This window comes from Pseudomonas sp. BN417 (assembly GCF_029871205.1).
Classification (GTDB): Bacteria; Pseudomonadota; Gammaproteobacteria; order Pseudomonadales; family Pseudomonadaceae; genus Metapseudomonas.
Genome location: NZ_SSOJ01000142.1, coordinates 60,631 through 79,041, shown reverse-complemented (window position 1 = coordinate 79,041; position 18,411 = coordinate 60,631). Strand labels below are relative to the sequence as shown.

The following is an 18,411-nucleotide window of genomic DNA, read 5'->3' as shown; positions in this document are numbered from 1 at the left end:
AGGGGCAAGCCCTTTTGGTTTCTTTTGGGTGGTGCGGCATTCCGACGACTGCCAAAAGAGACTCGCCGGGAGGCGAAACAGGGACTCGCAGCCGACTCGATAAGCAGCTCGGCTCAGGACGCTCTAGCAACACTTAACGCAGACATAGCCAATTCATTCGACAGGCAGATCGAAGACCTGCCGTAGGTTGGTGTAGAGCGAAGCGAAACCCAACATTCCAACTGCCCATCGTTGGGCTTCGCCGAGCTCAGCGGAGCGCCGCCCGGCCCAACCTACTCTCCTAGCCTCAGTACTCCGGCCAGAACGCCCGGATCCCCGCCACGCCCTGTGCACCGATCTGCCAGGCGCGTTCGAGGTCAGCCGGGCCGACACCTCCCAGCACGTAGGCCGGCTGATTAAAGCCTTGCAGTAGTTCACTGGCACGCCCCCAGCCCAGGGGTTCGGCCTCGGGATGGGTCTGGGTCGCCTGCAACGGCGACAGGGTAACGAAATCCACTTCCATGGCCGCTGCCAGCTGCAGCTCATCAATGCTGTGGCAGGAGGCCGCCAGCCAGCGTTCCCGGGGGAAGGGACGGCCGTTGGGAGCATATTTGCGCAGCTGCTCGGCGGTCAGGTGCCAGCCGGCGGCGGGGAAGTCACCCAGCCACTCCAGCGGCCCCTTGAGCATCAATTGCGCACGGCCTGCGCAGAGCCCCTGCACGTCCACGGCCAGGTCCCGGTACTGGGCATCGAACATGCGCGGGGCACGTAGCTGCACCAGGCGTACGCCACTGGCCAGGGCCGACTTCAAGCCCGCCAGCAGTGCCTGGGGCTCGAGGTCGTCGGGGGTGATCAGGTAGCGGTCCGGCAGGCGTGCGGCGGCCACTATGGGTTTGTTGGCGGCGGGAAACTCATAGTTGCCCAGCTCCCGGGGCGAGGCCCAGGCCAGGGGCTGGCCCTCGGCGCCATGGGGCTCGCCGCTGAAGTCGCTGACTTCCCAGACATCCAGCAGCACATGCTTGTCCGAGTAGTCATGGTGGACCTGGATCAGCGGTCGCGCAGCGCCTACGCGAATGCCCAGTTCCTCCTCCAGTTCGCGCGAGAGCGCGGCCTGCACGGCCTCGCCCTCCTCCACCTTGCCGCCGGGGAACTCCCAGAGGCCGCCCTGGTGCTTGTCGTCCGGGCGCCTGGCGATCAGCACCCGGCCCTCGGCGCCGCGGATCACAGCGGCGGCCACATGCACTCGTTTCATTCGATGATCTCCGTCTCCTGCAAGGCGGCCTGGTACCAGCGCTGGAACGCGGGCCACCGATAGATGGTCTCGACGTAGGCTGCGGCTTCCGCCGGCAGCTCCACGGCATAGCTGCGAAGTCGGCTGGCCACCGGCGCGTAGAACGCATCGGCGATGCTGGCATGACCGAACAGGTAGGGGCCGTCCTGGCCGAAGCGCACACGGCATTCGGCCCAGATGGCGCAGATGCGCCGGATATCCTCGGCGACATCAGCGGGCACCTCGTTCAGTGGCTCGTTGCGCCGCATGTCCATCGACATGTGACTGCGCAGGGCAACGAAACCGCTGTGCATCTCCGCGCAGACCGCACGGGCCAGTGCACGGGCGGCCTGGCCGAAGGGCCAGAGATGCGCTTCCGGGAAGCGTTCGGCAAGGTATTCGGCGATGGCCAGGGAATCCCAGATGGCGCCGTCCTCGCACAGCAGCACCGGCACCTTGGCGGTAGGCGAGTAGCCCAGCAGGCGCTTGTGGCTGTCGGGTTGGTAGAGGGGAACCAGCACTTCGTCATAGGGCGCGCCGGTCAGCTCCATGGCCAGCCAGCCACGCAACGACCAGGACGAGTAGTTCTTGTTGCCAATTACCAGTTTCAGGGACATGCCTACCTCCTTTTATCCAGTTCCTCAGGGTCTCGCTGGATCATGGAAGCTGCCTGCACCCCTGGCAAATTCCCGATTTTCATCGGGGCATGAAAATCGGGAATGCCAGGTCGACCGCTTAGGTACGGTATTCCGCGTTGATCTTCACGTACTCGTGGGACAGATCGGTCGTCCAGATGGTTTCGCTGCAGTCGCCACGGCCCAGCTCGATGCGGATGGTGATTTCCTCGCGGGCCATCACCGCCGCGCCCTGGGCTTCGGTGTAGGTGGCCGCACGACCGCCCTGGCTGGCGATGCAGACTTCGCCGAGGAAGACGTCGATCTTGCTCACGTCCAGGTTCGGCACCCCGGCATAGCCCACGGCGGCAAGGATGCGGCCCCAGTTGGGGTCGGACGCGAACAGCGCGGTCTTGATCAGCGGCGAGTGGGCCACGGCGTAGGCCACGTCCAGGCACTCCTGATGGTTGCCGCCGCCGTTCACCTGCACGGTGACGAACTTGGTGGCGCCTTCGCCGTCACGGACGATGGCCTGGGCGATCTCCATGAACACATCGAACACGGCCTGCTTCAGCTTGGCGAACAGCTCGCCGCTGGCGGCGCTGATTTCCGGCAGGGCGGCCTGCCCGGTGGCGATCAGCATGCAGCAATCGTTGGTGGAGGTGTCGCCGTCGATGGTAATGCGGTTGAAGGACTTGTTCGCGGCATCGCGCACCAGGTCCTGCAGCACACCGCGCGCGACCTTGGCGTCGGTGGCGATGTAGCCGAGCATGGTCGCCATGTTCGGGCGGATCATCCCGGCGCCCTTGCTGATCCCAGTGATGGTCACAGTCACGCCGTCGTGCTGGAACTGGCGGCTGGCACCCTTGGGCTGGGTGTCGGTGGTCATGATGCCTTCTGCGGCCTGGGCCCAGTTGTCGACCTTGAGGTCAGCAAGCGCCGCCGACAGCGCGCTTTCGATCTTCTCGACCGGCAGCGGCTCGCCGATGACACCGGTGGAGAACGGCAGCACGGCGCCTTCGTCCACCCCAGCCAGCTCCGCCAGTTTGGCGCAGGAGCGGCGGGCGCGGATCAGGCCGTCGGGGCCGGTGCCGGCATTGGCGTTGCCGGTATTGGTCAGCAGGTAACGCACATCGCCGGCCAGGCGCTCACGGGTGATCAGCACCGGTGCGGCGCAGAACGCGTTGGTGGTAGTCACCCCGGCGACTGTGGAGCCTTCGGCGCAGCGCATGACCACCACATCCTTGCGCCCGGGGCGCTTGATGCCGGCAGAGGCGATGCCGAGTTCGAATCCGGGTACCGGGTGCAGGGTAGGCAGAGGGCCAAGACCAACAGCCATGGGAAGCGCTCCTTTGTCATCGGGCGGCCGGCTGCGGGCGGCGCAGGCGGCCAAGGGTTAACAGGAAAAACGCCGCGAGCGGCAGAGCCGGTCGCGGCGTGGGGAATTACAGCAGAGCCTTAGCTGATCTGGCCGTGGCAGTGCTTGTATTTTTTTCCGGAACCGCAGGGGCAGGGCTCGTTGCGACCGACCTTGGGCTCGGTACGGACCGGCGCGGCAGCCGTGGCCACGGCGACATCGCCTTGCTCTTCGGCCACTTCAGGCTCTTCCAGGCTGGGCGCCGGGGCGTGCTGGAACTGCATGCGACGGGCCATTTCCTCGGCCTCGCGGCGCAGGCGCGCCTCTTCTTCCACCGGGTCTTCGCGACGCACCTGGACGTGGGAGAGGACGCGAATGGTGTCGCGCTTGATGGAGTCGAGCAGGTCCTGGAACAGGGTGAAGGACTCGCGCTTGTACTCCTGCTTGGGGTTCTTCTGGGCGTAGCCGCGCAGGTGGATGCCGTGGCGCAGGTGATCCATGGTGGACAGGTGGTCCTTCCACAGGTCGTCCAGCACGCGCAGCAGCATCTGCTTCTCGAAGGCACGCAGGGCTTCGGCGCCGGCGAGGTCTTCCTTCTCGTTATAGGCGGCCAGCAACTGCGCCATGACCTTCTCGCGCAGGGTTTCCTCGTACAGCTTGTCGTCTTCGTCCAGCCACTGCTGGATCGGCAGCTTCAGGCCGAAATCGCTGAACAGGGCGGCTTCCAGGCCGGAGATATCCCACTGCTCAGGCATGGACTGCGGCGGGATATGGGCATCGATAGTGCTGCTGAGCACTTCTTCGCGGAACTCGGCGATGGTTTCGCCGATGTCCTCGGCAGCCAGCAGGCTGTTGCGCATGTGGTAGATCACCTTGCGCTGCTCGTTGGCCACGTCGTCGTATTCGAGGAGCTGCTTGCGGATGTCGAAGTTGCGGCCTTCGACCTTGCGCTGCGCCTTCTCGATGGCGTTGGTCACCATGCGGTGCTCGATGGCCTCGCCGGACTGCATGCCCAGGGCCTTCATGAAGTTCTTCACCCGATCGGAGGCGAAGATGCGCATCAGGTTGTCTTCCAGCGACAGGTAGAAGCGGCTGGAACCCGGGTCGCCCTGACGACCGGCACGGCCACGCAGCTGGTTGTCGATACGACGGGATTCGTGGCGCTCGGAGGCGACCACGTGCAGGCCGCCGGACTCGATCACCTGCTGGTGGCGCTTCTGCCACTCGGCCTTGATCTGCGCGACCTGCTCGTCGGTCGGGCCCTCCAGGGCGGCCACTTCGGCTTCCCAGTTGCCGCCGAGGAGGATGTCGGTACCACGACCGGCCATGTTGGTGGCGATGGTCACGGCGCCCGGACGACCTGCCTGGGCGATGATCTCGGCTTCCTTCTCGTGGTACTTGGCGTTGAGCACCTTGTGCTCGATGCCGGCCTTGATCAGCAGCTGGGAAACGTACTCGGAGCTTTCGATCGAGGCGGTACCCACCAGCACCGGACGGCCGCTGGCCTGGCATTCATTGATGTCGGTGATGATGGCGCCGAACTTCTCTTCCTGGGTCAGGTAGACCAGGTCGTTGAAGTCCTTACGGGCAACCGGACGGTGGGTGGGGATGACCACCACGTCCAGGACGTAGATCTGGCGGAACTCGAAGGCCTCGGTGTCGGCGGTGCCGGTCATGCCGGACAGCTTGTTATAGAGGCGGAAGTAGTTCTGGAAGGTGGTCGAGGCCAGGGTCTGGCTCTCGGCCTGGATCGGCAGGTTTTCCTTGGCTTCGATCGCCTGGTGCAGGCCCTCGGACAGCCGGCGGCCCGGCATGGTACGGCCGGTATGCTCGTCGATCAGCAGCACCTGGTCGTTCTGCACGATGTATTCGATGTTGCGGTGGAACAGGGTGTGGGCGCGCAGCGCGGCGTAGACGTGGGTCAGCAGGCTGAGGTTGTGCGCCGAGTAGAGGCTCTCGCCCTCGGCCAGCAGGCCGGCTTCGGTGAGCATCTCCTCGATGAACTGGTGGCCCATCTCGTTGAGTTCGACCTGGCGGGTCTTCTCGTCGACCGAGTAGTGGCCTTCCTGGGTGACCTGGCCCTCAACCTCTTCGATGTGCTGCTTGAGGCGCGGAATAAGCTTGTTGATCTGGATATAGAGCTTGGAGCTGTCTTCGGCCTGGCCGGAGATGATCAGCGGGGTACGCGCCTCGTCGATGAGGATGGAGTCCACTTCGTCGATCACGGAGAAGTTCAGCTCGCGCTGGAACTTGTCGTCCAGGCTGAACGCCATGTTGTCGCGCAGGTAGTCGAAGCCGAATTCGTTGTTGGTGCCGTAGGTGATGTCAGAGGCATAGGCGACACGCTTCTCTTCCGGTGGCTGGAAGGGGGTGACGACGCCGACGGACAGGCCGAGGAATTCATAGAGCGGACGCATCCAGTTGGCATCGCGGCGGGCCAGGTAGTCGTTCACCGTGACCACGTGCACGCCCTTGCCGGACAGCGCGTTGAGGTAGACCGCCAGGGTCGCCACCAGGGTCTTGCCCTCACCGGTGCGCATCTCGGCGATCTTGCCCTCGTGCAGGGTCATGCCGCCGATCAGCTGGACGTCGAAGTGGCGCATGCCCATGACGCGCTTGCCGGCTTCGCGCGCAACGGCGAAGGCTTCCGGCAGCAGTTGATCGAGGGTTTCACCCTTTGCCAGGCGCGCCTTGAACTCTTCGGTCTTGGCACGCAGCTGGTCGTCGGACAGGGCCACCATCTGCTCTTCGAACGCGTTGACCGCCTGGACAGCCTTGGCCATGCGCTTCACTTCGCGTTCGTTCTTGCTTCCAAAGAGTTTCTTCAACAGTGGCGCAAACATATAGAGAGGATCTTCCACATATTGGGATGGAGGGCGGCCTGGAGTCGCCCGCGCAGCCGCCATGGCTGCTTGCGAAGGGGGCATTCTACTCGGATTCGTTGTCGAGGAAAGCGGGTGCGCGTCCCAGGCTTTGGCAGAATCCGCCGACAGCCCGGGGTTCCGAACCTTTTGCAGCCGATTGGTTCCGAATTCGCCGAAGGTCGCACCAGGAGCAGGTCGGGCGCCTGGCCGAGGGTGACCTTCTGCTAAGATGGCCCACCGGTTTCTCCTTCAGGCTTCCTGCCATGGCCTTTCGCCCCCTGCCCGCCCGCTCTCCCGCCGCCCTGTTGCGTGAGGGGAAACCGTTGCGCGCGCTGTTCAACGAGGCCCAGCGCATCGACCAGTTGCAGCAACTGCTCGCCAGCCAACTGCAACCGGCCGCCCGCGAACACTGCCATGTGGCGTCCTGGCGCGAGGGCCGGCTGCTGCTGATAGTCACGGACGGCCACTGGGCGACCCGGTTGCGCTACCAGCAGACCCGCCTGCTGCGCCAGCTGAAGGCTTTCGAGGCCTTCGCCGGGCTGGAGCGGATCATCTTCAAGGTCCAGCCAAGTGTCGGCGGCGGCAATGCTCCGGCAACCGAAGGCCGGCTCTCCCCCGCCGCCGCGGAAAGCCTCCAGGCCACCGCGGAGACCGTCAGCGACCCCAGGCTGCGCGAAGCGCTGGAGCGCCTGGCCCGTCACGGCAAGGCGTCTGAATCCGAGGCTGAGTGAAAAAGCGCGCGCCCCCTCCCTGAACCCCGGAAATAAAAAAAGGCCACCCGAGGGTGGCCTTTGAAGTCAGGAAAGAGGGTATTGCTTATACGGCTGCTACCGGCCGCATATAGGAGATAGGCGCAGTCCTGGCATCCTCGAAAGTCACCACTTCCCAAGCGTCCTTCTGCTCGATGAGCTGGCGCAGCAGGCGGTTGTTCAGCGCGTGCCCCGACTTGAAGCCGCGGAACTCGCCGATCAGGCTATTGCCGAGCAGATAAAGGTCACCGATCGCATCGAGAATCTTGTGCTTGACGAACTCGTCCTCGTAACGCAGGCCGTCTTCGTTGAGCACCTGGTTCTCGTCGACCACGATGGCGTTCTCCACGCTGCCGCCGAGTGCCAGGTTCTGCGAACGCAGGAACTCGATATCGCGCATGAAGCCGAAGGTCCGCGCGCGGCTGACCTCCTTGACGAACGAGGTGCTGGAGAAATCCACGCTCGCACTCTGGGTACGGTTGCGGAATACCGGGTGATCGAAATCGATCTCGAAGCTCACCTTGAAACCGTCGAAGGGCACGAAGGTGGCGCGCTTGTCGCCCTCTTCCACTGTCACTTCGCGCAGGATGCGGATGAACTTCTTCGCGGCGTCCTGCTCCTGCAGGCCGGCGGATTGAATCAGGAAGACGAAGGGACCGGCGCTGCCGTCCATGATCGGCACTTCCGACGCGGAGAGTTCGACGTAGGCGTTGTCGATGCCCAGGCCTGCCATGGCCGAAAGCAGGTGCTCCACGGTGTCCACCTTGACCTCACCGTTGATCAGTGTGGTCGACATGGTGGTCTCACCGACATTCTCGGCGCGGGCGGGGATGTCCACAGCGGGATCGAGGTCGGTACGGCGGAACACTATGCCAGTGTCGACCGGCGCGGGCTTGAGGGTCAGGTAGACCTTCTCCCCGGAATGCAGCCCTACGCCAGTGGCACGGATAATGTTCTTGAGAGTGCGTTGTCTGATCATGGCATTGGCCGCTTGTACGCAAGTTGCGAACTGTTTTCAACAATGGGCGGCGATAATAGCAGAACCGCCCTTTGCTGAACACCAATCACCCTAATACTCCTGATACAGTGCATCAATCGGCCTGGCGACGCAGGAACGCCGGAATGTCCAGATAATCCAGATCATCCTGCGTGTTCAGCTTGGCCGCGGTGGCCGCGCCGGCGTGTGCCTGATTGCGCATCACGGTCGGACGATCCAGGTCGCGGTAGTTGACCGAGGGTTGCTCCGGACGGGTGGCCATGGTGGAGGTGGTCACGGCAGCGGTCTGCACGGTGTTGTCGACGACTTTCACCGGCTTCTCGATACGCGCACCCAGACCGGTGGCGACTACCGTCACGTGCAGTTCGTCGCGCATGTCCGAATCGATCACGGTGCCCACCTTGACGGTGGCGTGCTCGGAAGCGAACTGCTCGATGATGTTACCCACGTCGGAGTACTCGCCCAGGGACAGATCCGGACCGGCGGTGATGTTCACCAGGATGCCGCGGGCGCCCTGCAGGTTGACGTCGTCCAGCAGCGGGTTGCGGATGGCCGCCTCGGTGGCCTCGCGGGCGCGATTCGGACCGCTGGCGCAGCCGGTGCCCATCATCGCCATGCCCATCTCGCCCATCACGGTCTTCACGTCGGCGAAGTCGACGTTGATCATGCCGGGACGCTTGATGATGTCGGAAATGCCGCGTACCGCACCGGCGAGCACGTCGTCGGCCTTGGCGAAGGCGGCCAGCAGGCTGGCGTCCTTGCCAAGGATGGTCAGCAGCTTCTCGTTGGGGATGGTGATGAGCGAGTCGACGCTCTCGGCCAGCGAGCGGATGCCTTCATCGGCGATCTGCATGCGCTTGCGACCTTCGAAGGGGAACGGACGGGTCACCACCGCAACGGTGAGGATGCCCATTTCCTTGGCCACTTCGGCGATGACCGGAGCCGCGCCGGTACCGGTGCCGCCGCCCATACCGGTGGTGATGAAGACCATGTCGGCGCCCTGCAGCACTTCGGAGATGCGCTCACGGTCCTCGATCGCGGCCTGGCGGCCGACTTCCGGATTGGCGCCGGCGCCCAGGCCCTTGGTCACGCCCGGGCCGAGTTGCAGCACGGTGCGCGCGCCGATGTTCTTCAGCGCCTGGGCATCGGTGTTGGCGCAGATGAACTCGACGCCTTCGATGCTGCTCTTCGCCATGTGGTTGACGGCGTTGCCACCGCCACCACCGACACCTATTACCTTGATGACCGCTGTTTGCGGAACGTTATCTACGAGTTCGAACATTTTCCCCTCTCCTTCCTTTTTTAGTTTTTCGCCTACTGCGTACCGCGTTTAAAAATTGCCCTGGACCCAGCGTTTCAAGCGTTCCAGTACAGGTGCCTTGGGTTCGTCTCCAAAGCCAAAGCTGCTGCTGCCACTGGACATGGGCATGCCGTCGGACTGCTTGCGCAGCCCGTATTGCAGCAGGCCCACACCGGTGGAATAGATCGGGTTGCGCACGACGTCGCCGAGACCCTTCACGCTATGCGGGACGCCCAGGCGCACCGGCATGTGGAAGATCTCTTCGGCCAGCTCCACCGCGCCTTCCATCTTGGCGGTGCCGCCGGTGAGGACGATGCCCGCCGGGATCAAGTCCTCGTAGCCGCTGCGGCGCAGCTCGGCCTGGATCAGGGTGAAGAGCTCGTCGTAACGCGGCTCCACCACCTCGGCCAGGGCCTGGCGCGACAGCTCGCGCGGCGGACGGTCGCCGACGCTGGGCACCTTGATGGTTTCGCCGGCGCCGGCCAGCTTGGCCAGGGCGCAGGCGTAGCGGATCTTGATCTCTTCGGCGTACTGGGTCGGCGTACGCAGTGCCATGGCGATGTCGTTGGTGACCTGGTCGCCGGCGATCGGGATCACCGCGGTATGGCGGATCGCACCTTCGGTGAAGATGGCGATGTCGGTGGTGCCACCACCGATGTCCACCAGGCAGACGCCCAGTTCCTTCTCGTCGTCGGTGATCACCGAGTAGGCCGAGGCCAGCTGCTCGAGGATGATGTCATCCACCTCGAGGCCGCAGCGGCGCACGCATTTCTCGATGTTCTGCGCCGCGTTCACCGCGCAGGTCACCACGTGCACCTTGGCTTCCAGGCGTACGCCGGACATACCCAGGGGTTCACGCACGCCTTCCTGATTGTCGATCACGTAGTCCTGGGCCAGGGTGTGCAGCACGCGCTGGTCGGCGGGGATGGCCACCGCCTGGGCGGCATCCAGCACACGCTCGATATCGGCGCCGCTCACCTCGCGATCGCGGATCGCCACGATGCCGTGGGAGTTCAGGCTGCGGATATGGTTGCCGGCAATGCCGACGAAAGCCGAGTGGATGCGGCAGCCCGCCATCAACTGGGCCTCTTCCACCGCGCGCTGGATCGACTGCACGGTGGATTCGATGTTCACCACCACGCCCTTCTTCAGGCCGCGCGACGGATGGGTGCCAATGCCGACGATCTCAAGTTGGCCGTCGGCCGCGATCTCTCCCACCAGCGCCACCACCTTGGAGGTGCCGATGTCCAGGCCGACGATCATCTTGCCGCTCTGTACGCTTGCCATGGTTCTAACCTTCTCTCTAATTCACTGCACGGCGACCGCGGTCGCCGCTGGGGCCTCGACCGGCGCCCGCCAGGCCACAGCCAGGCCGTTGGGATAGCGCAGGTCGACGCGCTCTATGTTCGCAATCTGGTCCTTCAGCGTTTTCTCGTAGATCGAGATGAAACGTCGCATTTTCTCCACCAGGTGATCCCGTCCCAGCAAGAGCTCGACGCCCTGGCCGGTGGACAGGAACCAACTACCGCGCTCACGCAGCTCCAGCCTGGCTATGGAGAAGCCGAGCGGGCGCAGCATCTGGCTGAGCATCTGGTATTGCTGCATCACCTGCTCCTGGGCCCGCTGCGGCCCCCAGAGCTGCGGCAGCTGTTCGTAGTGGGCCAGTTCGCGCGGTGCGAAGGCCTGGCCCTGGTTGTTCAGCAGTGCCTCGTCGCCCCAGCGGGCGATGGGCAGTTGTTCTTCCAGGCGAACCATCACCTGGTCCGGCCAGACCCGGCGTACTTCCGCATGGGCGATCCAGGGCATCTGCTCCAGCTCGCGGCGCAGGCCCGCCAGGTCGATGCTGAAGAAGCTGGCGGCGATGTAGGGCGCAATGCGCTGCTGCACCGCCTGCTGGCTGATGTAGCTCAGGTCGCCCTGCACATTGACCTTGGCGATCGGCCGGTCGGCATAGGGCAGCAGGCGCTGCGCCGCCTCGTAGGCACCGAAGCCGAGAACCGCCAGCATCACCGGCCAGACCAGCCGCTTGAGGAAACCGAAGCTGGGCTTGGGCAGGCGCTGCGACAGCGGCTCCTTGGCCACCATCCGACTGGCGCCACGCGGCACCGGCTTGCGCAACGGGGCACGGCCGATGACGGGTTCCTGACGACGGATGGCGGCACTACGCATGGCTTCAGCCCCTTGCCTCGACGCTGTCGGCGAGGATCGCCAGCACCAGTTGCTGGAAATCCAGGCCCGCAGCGCGCGCGGCCATGGGCACCAGGCTGTGATCGGTCATGCCTGGTGCGGTGTTGACTTCAAGCAGCCAGAAGCGCCCTTCGGCGTCCTGCATCACGTCGGCACGGGCCCAGCCCTGGATGCCGAGGGTTTCGCAGGCGCGCGAAGTGAGCTGCTTCAGCTCCTCTTCCTTGTCCGCATCCAGGCCACAGGGGATCTGGTAGCGGGTATCACTGGCCAGGTACTTGGCGTCGTAGTCGTAGAAGGTGTGCGGGGTGCCGAGGCGGATGGGCGGCAGCACTTGGCCGCGCAGCCAGGCGACGGTGAACTCCGGCCCCTGAATCCACTGCTCCACCAACACCTGCGGGTCGTAGACGCCAGCAGCACGCCAGGCCTCGATCAGCCCCTCGACGTTCTCCACCTTGGCCATGCCGATGCTGGAGCCTTCGTGGGCCGGCTTGACGATCAGCGGGAAGCCCAGCTCGGCTGCGGCCAGGCGGCAATCCGCCTCGCTGGCGAGCACGGCATGGCGCGGGGTCGGCAGGTCGAGGCTGACCCACAGCTGCTTGGTGCGCAGCTTGTCCATGGCCAGGGCCGAGGCCAGGATGCCGCTCCCGGTGTAGGGGATCTCCAGGCACTCCAGCAGGCCCTGCATGCTGCCGTCTTCGCCGCCACGGCCATGGAGGATGATGAAGGCGCGGTCGATCTTCTCCGCCTGCAGGCGTTGCAGCAGGTCATCGCCCACGTCTATGCCGAAGGCGTCCACGCCCGCGGTCTGCAGGGCCTGCAGCACCATGGCGCCGGACTTCAGCGAAACCTCGCGCTCGGCGCTCTTGCCGCCGTAGAGCACGGCGACCCGGCCAAACGCGGCCGGTTCGAGGGTGGATTTCAGTTGCGCGCTCATTTCGTCTTCCTCTTGGCGGTATCACCGGGCTGGCCGCCAAACAACGGGTTCTGGATCAGTTGCGGCGCCAGCGCGCCGATATCGCCTGCGCCCTGGCAGAGCAGGATGTCGCCGGGGCGCAGCAGCGGCTTGACCAGCGGCGCCAGGTCGACGCCCCGCTCGATATAGATGGGGTCGAGTTGGCCGCGCTGGCGGATGCTGTGGCAGAGCTGGCGGCTGTCGGCGCCGGGGATCGGCTCTTCGCCGGCCGGGTAGACCTCCATCAGCAGCAGCACGTTGGCTTCGCCGAGCACCTGCACGAAATCGTCGTAGAGGTCGCGCGTGCGGCTGTAGCGGTGTGGCTGGTAGACCATCACCAGGCGGCGCTCCGGCCAGCCACCACGGACAGCCTTGACCACCGCCGCCACTTCGCGCGGGTGGTGGCCGTAGTCGTCCACCAGCATCACGCTGCCGCCTTCGACTTCCAGCTCGCCGTAGACCTGGAAGCGCCGGCCCACGCCCTGGAAGCCAGACAGGCCCTGGACAATGGCTTCGTCGCTGATGCCTTCGTCGCTGGCGATGGCAATGGTGGCCAGGGAATTCAGCACGTTGTGGTTGCCGGGCATGTTCACCGAGACATCCAGCGGCTCGCGGTCGCGGCGCAGGACGGTGAACCAGGTGCGCATGCCTTCCTGGCGCACGTTGATGGCGCGCACGTCGGCGTCCTCGGCGAAGCCGTAGGTCACGGTCGGGCGTGCCACCTGGGGGAGGATCTCGCGGACCACCGGGTCGTCCACGCAGAGCACCGCCAGGCCATAGAACGGCAGGTTGTGGAGGAACTCCACAAAGGTCTTCTTCAGCCGGTTGAAGTCACCTTCGTAGGTGCTCATGTGGTCGGCGTCGATATTGGTGACCACGGCGACCATCGGCTGCAGGTGCAGGAAGCTGGCGTCGCTCTCGTCGGCCTCCGCCACCAGGTAGCGGCTGGTGCCCAGCTGGGCATTGGTGCCCGCGGCGTTCAGGCGGCCGCCGATGACGAAGGTCGGGTCCAGCCCGCCGGCGGCGAAAACCGAGGCGATCAGGCTGGTGGTGGTGGTCTTGCCGTGGGTCCCGGCAACGGCGATGCCATGGCGGTAGCGCATCAGCTCGGAGAGCATCTCGGCGCGCGGCACCACGGGGATGCGGCGCTCCAGGGCGACCGCCACCTCGGGGTTGGCCTGGTTGACCGCGCTGGACACCACCAGCACGTCCGCGTGCTCGGCGTTCTCGGCGCGGTGGCCGATGAATATCTGTGCACCGAAGCTTTCCAGGCGTGCGGTCACGGCCGAGGCCTTGAGGTCGGAACCGGAGACCTGGTAACCCAGGTTCAGCAGCACCTCGGCGATCCCGCACATGCCCACGCCGCCGATGCCGACGAAGTGGATGCGACGGATACGGCGCATCTCGGGATGGGGCATGGCTTTCTGGCTCTCAACCACGGGCCACCTCCAGGCAGATATCGACCACGGTACGGGTGGCGGCGGGCTTGGCCAGACGGCGGGCGGTGGCGCCCATGGCCTTGAGTTTTTCGGGCTGCATCAGTACCTCGGTCAGCTGAGCGGCCAACCCGGCCGCGTCAGTGGAATGTTGCGGAAGAAGGACAGCCGCGCCCTCCTTCGCCAGATAATCGGCATTGCGCGACTGGTGGTCGTCGATGGCGTGGGGAAGCGGCACCAGGAATGACGGCAGCCCGGCGGCGGCCAGCTCGCTCACGGTCAGGGCGCCTGCGCGGCAGATGACCAGGTCGGCCCAGGCGTAGGCGCGGGCCATGTCCTTGATGAAAGGCGCGACCTGGGCTTCGACCGCGGCTTCGCGATAACGCTCCGCGGTGATTTCGTCATGCTTGCGGCCGGCCTGGTGGAATACCTCCGGACGCAGGTCCACGGGCACCCGGGCCAGGGCTTCCGGCAGCAGCTTGTTCAGGGGCTCGGCGCCCAGGCTGCCACCCAGCACCAGCAGGCGCGGCTTGCGGCCGTCCAGGGCATCGCGCGGGGTCTCGAGGAACAGTTCCTCGCGCACCGGATTGCCGGTGGTACGCCGTTTGTCGCTTTTGCCGAAGGTATCGGGGAAGGCCTCGCAGACGCGGCTGGCGAACGGCACCAGGCTGCGGTTTGCGGTTCCGGCCACGGCGTTCTGCTCATGAATGATCAGCGGCACACCGGACAAGCGCGCGGCCAGGCCCCCGGGACCGGTGAGATAGCCGCCCATGCCGAGCACGCAGACCGGCTGCAGCTCACGCACGATGCGGCGCGCCTGGAACAACGACTTGAGCAGTTCGAAAGGCGCCTTGAGCAGAGACTTCAGGCCTTTGCCGCGCAGGCCGCTGACCTGGATCAGGTGCAGCGGCAGGCCGGCCTGGGGCACGAGTTCGTTCTCGATGCCCTTGGGCGTCCCCAACCAGTGCACCTTGAAGCCACGTGACTGGAACTCACGGGCGCAGGCCAGGGCCGGGAACACGTGGCCGCCGGTGCCGCCGGCCATGATCAGCACGTTGCCGCTCATGGGCGCACCTCCTCGTCGAAGAAATCGCTTTCGACGAACTCCACTTCCTCGTTGCCCAGCTGAGTGCGCCGCTCCCACTCGATGCGCAGGAGCAGCGCGAGGCTGACGCAGCAGATCACCAGAGAGCTGCCGCCGTAGCTGAGGAATGGCAGGGTCAGGCCCTTGGTCGGCAGCAGGCCGACGTTCACGCCGATGTTGATCAGCACCTGGCCGATCCAGAGGAAGGCCAGGCCGTAGGCGACGTAGGCGGAGAAGTACTGCCGCGCCTTCTCGGCCCAGAGGCCGATATAGAGCGCGCGCACGCTGACGAAGACGAACAGGGCGACCGTGGCCAGGGCGCCGATCATGCCCAGTTCCTCGGCCAGCACCGCAAAGACGAAGTCGGTATGGGCTTCGGGCAGGTAGAACTGCTTCTGGATGCTGTTACCCAGTCCCACGCCGAACCATTCACCGCGGCCGAAGGCGATCAGCGCCTGGCTCAGCTGGTAACCGGCGCCGTATTGGTCGGCCCAGGGATCGATGAAGTTGGTCAGGCGCTGCATCCGGTAGCTCTGGCTGGTCATCACCGCCACGCCGGCGGCCAGTACCGCACCGGCCAGGGGAATGAAGCGCAGCAGGTTGATCCCGCCGAGGAACAGCATGGCGATGCAGGAGCCCACCAGCACCACGGTGGCGCCGAAGTCCGGCTCGGCCAGCAGCAGCACGGCGATGGGGCCCAGCACCAGCATCGGCTTGATGAAGCCCATGAGCTTCTCGCGCACCTCGTCCTGGCGGCGAACCAGGTAGCCGGCGATGAATATGACGGTGAACAGCTTGGCCAGCTCGGAGGGCTGCAGGTTGAACAGGCCGAAGCCGATCCAGCGCTTGGCGCCGTTGACTTCGCGGCCGATACCCGGCAGCAGGACCAGGATCAGCAGGACGAAGGCCACCAGCATCAGCCGCGGGCCATGGTGTTGCCAGAAGGCCATGGGCACTTGCAGGGTGAGCACGCCGGCGCTCAGCCCGATGGCCAGGTAAACCAGGTGGCGGATCATGTGGTACAGCGGATTGCCGGACGCCGCTGCGGCAACTTCCGACGAGGCCGAGGTGATCATCACCAGCCCCAGGCCGAGCAGCGTCAGGCAACCGGCCAGTAGCGGGAAGTCGATGTCGATGCCGCGGCGGCTGCGCAGCGGCGAAGGGGCGGCGAGCAGGTGGGCCAGAATCATGCGAGCCCCTCCACGGCCAGGGCGAACAGCCGCCCGCGTTCTTCGAAGTTCTTGAACATGTCCAGGCTGGCGCAGGCCGGCGACAGGAGCACGGCGTCGCCGCTCTCGGCCAGCTCGGCGCATCGCTGCACCGCTTCATCCAGGGTCTTGACCCGGACCTGCGGCACGGCATCGCCAAGGGCCTGGGCGATCATCTCGGCATCGCGTCCCAGCAGCACCACGGCGCGGCAGTAGCGTGCGACCGGGGCCTTCAGGCCGGAAAAGTCCGCACCCTTGCCATCCCCGCCGGCGACCAGCACCAGCTTGCCGTCGATATCGGCCCCCAGGCCTTCGATGGCCGCCAGGGCCGCGCCGACATTGGTGGCCTTGGAGTCGTCGTAGTAGGACACCCCGCGCAGATCGCGCAGCCACTGGCAACGGTGGGCCAGGCCGGCGAAGGTCCTCAGGGTTTCCAGCATGGGTTCCAACGGCAACCCCACCGCATGGCCGAGGGCCAGCGCGGCCAGGGCGTTGGACTGGTTGTGGGCGCCACGGATCTTCAGTTCGCGCACCGGCATCAGCTTGTCGAACTGGTAGGCGAGGTACTTCTCGCCGCCTTCCTCGATCAGGCCGAAGGACTTGAAGTCGGGCTTGTTCAGGCCGAAGGACCAGCAAGGTAGCTGGTCGGCCACCAGCGGGCGCGACAGCGCGTCGCCGCGGTTGATCACGACCTGGCGCGCCCCACGGAAGATGCGGTGCTTGGCCAGATGGTAGGCCTGCATGTCGGCGTAGCGATCCATATGGTCTTCGCTGACATTGAGGACGGTGGCCACCTCGGCGTTCAGCCGCTCGGTGGTCTCCAGCTGGAAGCTCGACAGCTCCAGCACGTAGAGCTCGACCGCGTCATCCAGCAGGTCCAGCGCCGGGGTGCCCAGGTTGCCGCCCACGGCGACCCGCTTGCCGGCGGCCATGGCCATGTCGCCCACCAGGGTGGTGACGGTGCTCTTGGCGTTGGAGCCGGTGATGGCGACTATCGGCGCCTTGGCATGACGGCTGAACAGCTCGATATCGCCGGAGAGCTTGGTCCCGCGCCGCGCGGCTTCCTGCAACGCCGGCGTGGCCAGGGCAAGGCCCGGGCTCACGTAGAGCTCGCTGGCGCGGCTGAGGAAATCCGCATCGAGCTCACCGCAGCGCACTTCCACGTGTGGGAACTGGCTCTTAAGCGTCGCCAGCTCCGGCGGGTTCGCACGGGTATCCGCCACGGCAAACGACACGCCCTGGCGCGCCAGGAAGCGCACCAGGGACATGCCGCTCTTGCCGAGGCCGACAACGATGCGGAACTGGTCGGAAGCGATCAGCGTCACTCTTGTTTACCTCAGTTTCAGGGTGGCCAGACCGACCAGCACCAGGATTACGGTGATGATCCAGAAACGTACGATCACGCGGGGCTCGGGCCAGCCTTTCAGTTCGAAATGGTGGTGGATAGGGGCCATGCGGAACACACGACGACCGGTCAGTTTGAAGGAGGCGACCTGGATCATCACCGACAGGGTTTCCATGACGAACACGCCACCCATGATGAAGAGCACCACTTCCTGGCGGACGATCACGGCGATGGTGCCGAGGGCGGCACCCAGCGCCAGCGCGCCGACATCACCCATGAAGACCTGGGCCGGATAGGTGTTGAACCAGAGGAAGCCGAGACCGGCACCGACCAGGGCGGCGCAGAACACGATCAGTTCGCCCGCGCCCGGAACGTAGGGGATCAGCAGGTAGTCGGCGAATTTGATGTTGCCCGACAGGTAGCAGAAGATCCCCAGCGCGCCGCCGACCATCACGGTGGGCATGATGGCCAGGCCGTCGAGGCCGTCGGTCAGGTTGACCGCGTTGCTGGAGCCGACGATCACGAAGTAGGTCAGCACCACGAAGCCGATGCCCAGCGGGATCTCGATGTTCTTCACCAGCGGCAGGATCAGGGTGGTCTCGGCCGGGGTACTGGCGGTGATATAGAGGAAGACCGCGGCAGCGATGCCGAACACCGACTGCCAGAAATACTTCCAGCGGCTCGGCAGGCCGCGGGAATTCTTCTCGATCACCTTGCGGTAGTCATCCACCCAGCCGATGGCGCCGAACGCCAGGGTCACGGCGAGCACCACCCAGACGTAGCGGTTGGACAGGTCGGCCCAGAGCAGGGTGCTGATGGCGATGGCGGTCAGGATCAGCGCGCCGCCCATGGTCGGCGTGCCGGACTTCGACAGGTGCGATTGCGGGCCGTCATTACGCACGGCCTGGCCGATCTGGCGGATCTGCAGGGTGCGGATCATCCAGGGACCGAGCCAGAGGGACAGCGACAGGGCTGTCAGGACGCCGAGAATCCCGCGCAGGGTCAGGTACTGGAATACGCCGAACCCTTTATAGAACTGTTGCAGGTACTCAGCGAGCAGCAGCAGCAT

General features: G+C 65.4%; 15 protein-coding genes. 1 reads left to right on the top strand and 14 read right to left on the bottom strand.

Features of this window, described 5'->3' with window-relative positions; genetic code table 11:
- Positions 1–286 precede the first annotated feature (286 nt).
- The 4 genes from E8F11_RS21320 to secA form a co-directional block, all read right to left on the bottom strand.
- Positions 287–1,231: a Nudix family hydrolase gene (locus E8F11_RS21320; protein ID WP_280290865.1), complete on the bottom strand. Its 945-nt coding sequence runs from the start codon at positions 1,229–1,231 to the stop codon at positions 287–289.
- Positions 1,228–1,866: a glutathione S-transferase family protein gene (locus tag E8F11_RS21315; RefSeq protein ID WP_280290864.1), complete on the bottom strand. Its 639-nt coding sequence runs from the start codon at positions 1,864–1,866 to the stop codon at positions 1,228–1,230. The genes E8F11_RS21320 and E8F11_RS21315 overlap by 4 nt, the downstream gene beginning before the upstream one ends.
- 118 nt (positions 1,867–1,984) lie before the next feature.
- Entirely contained in the window at positions 1,985–3,202 is a 1,218-nt protein-coding gene (gene argJ / locus E8F11_RS21310) for a bifunctional glutamate N-acetyltransferase/amino-acid acetyltransferase ArgJ (RefSeq protein ID WP_280290863.1), read from the bottom strand.
- 119 nt (positions 3,203–3,321) lie between these two features.
- The gene (gene secA, locus E8F11_RS21305) at positions 3,322–6,063 is read right to left on the bottom strand and encodes a preprotein translocase subunit SecA (protein ID WP_280290862.1); all 2,742 of its coding nucleotides are present in this window, start codon (positions 6,061–6,063) and stop codon (positions 3,322–3,324) included.
- 284 nt (positions 6,064–6,347) lie between these two features.
- On the opposite strand from secA, the gene E8F11_RS21300 reads away from it, so the two are divergent.
- Positions 6,348–6,815: a DciA family protein gene (locus E8F11_RS21300; protein ID WP_280290861.1), complete on the top strand. Its 468-nt coding sequence runs from the start codon at positions 6,348–6,350 to the stop codon at positions 6,813–6,815.
- Between the two features lie 85 nt (positions 6,816–6,900).
- Here the strand turns inward: E8F11_RS21300 and lpxC are convergent, their stop codons facing one another.
- The 10 genes from lpxC to mraY all read right to left on the bottom strand — a co-directional run bounded on the left by lpxC (position 6,901) and on the right by mraY (position 18,411).
- Positions 6,901–7,812, bottom strand: coding sequence for a UDP-3-O-acyl-N-acetylglucosamine deacetylase (gene lpxC / locus E8F11_RS21295; protein WP_280290860.1), 912 nt, complete (start codon positions 7,810–7,812; stop codon positions 6,901–6,903).
- A 112-nt stretch (positions 7,813–7,924) separates the two neighbouring features.
- Positions 7,925–9,112 carry a cell division protein FtsZ gene (gene ftsZ, locus E8F11_RS21290; RefSeq protein ID WP_280290859.1) on the bottom strand — a complete coding sequence of 396 codons (1,188 nt, stop codon included), beginning with the start codon at positions 9,110–9,112 and terminating at the stop codon, positions 7,925–7,927.
- 48 nt (positions 9,113–9,160) lie between these two features.
- Positions 9,161–10,417: a cell division protein FtsA gene (gene ftsA / locus E8F11_RS21285; RefSeq protein ID WP_280290858.1), complete on the bottom strand. Its 1,257-nt coding sequence runs from the start codon at positions 10,415–10,417 to the stop codon at positions 9,161–9,163.
- Between the two features lie 21 nt (positions 10,418–10,438).
- On the bottom strand, positions 10,439–11,299 hold the full coding sequence (locus tag E8F11_RS21280) for a cell division protein FtsQ/DivIB (protein WP_280290857.1): 861 nt from the start codon (positions 11,297–11,299) through the stop codon (positions 10,439–10,441).
- A gap of 4 nt (positions 11,300–11,303) precedes the next feature.
- On the bottom strand, positions 11,304–12,251 hold the full coding sequence (locus E8F11_RS21275) for a D-alanine--D-alanine ligase (protein WP_280290856.1): 948 nt from the start codon (positions 12,249–12,251) through the stop codon (positions 11,304–11,306).
- Positions 12,248–13,687, bottom strand: a complete 1,440-nt coding sequence (gene murC / locus E8F11_RS21270; RefSeq protein ID WP_280290904.1) for a UDP-N-acetylmuramate--L-alanine ligase — start codon at positions 13,685–13,687, stop codon at positions 12,248–12,250. The genes E8F11_RS21275 and murC overlap by 4 nt, the downstream gene beginning before the upstream one ends.
- A 13-nt stretch (positions 13,688–13,700) precedes the next feature.
- A complete protein-coding gene (murG, locus tag E8F11_RS21265) occupies positions 13,701–14,771 on the bottom strand; it encodes an undecaprenyldiphospho-muramoylpentapeptide beta-N-acetylglucosaminyltransferase (RefSeq protein WP_280290855.1) in 1,071 nt (356 codons plus the stop codon).
- Positions 14,768–15,976, bottom strand: coding sequence for a putative lipid II flippase FtsW (gene ftsW / locus E8F11_RS21260; protein ID WP_280290903.1), 1,209 nt, complete (start codon positions 15,974–15,976; stop codon positions 14,768–14,770). Before ftsW ends, murG begins: the two co-directional genes overlap by 4 nt.
- A complete protein-coding gene (gene murD / locus E8F11_RS21255; protein ID WP_280290854.1) occupies positions 15,976–17,322 on the bottom strand; it encodes a UDP-N-acetylmuramoyl-L-alanine--D-glutamate ligase in 1,347 nt (448 codons plus the stop codon). Before murD ends, ftsW begins: the two co-directional genes overlap by 1 nt.
- Before the next feature lie 6 nt (positions 17,323–17,328).
- Positions 17,329–18,411, bottom strand: a complete 1,083-nt coding sequence (gene mraY, locus E8F11_RS21250) for a phospho-N-acetylmuramoyl-pentapeptide-transferase (RefSeq protein ID WP_280290853.1) — start codon at positions 18,409–18,411, stop codon at positions 17,329–17,331.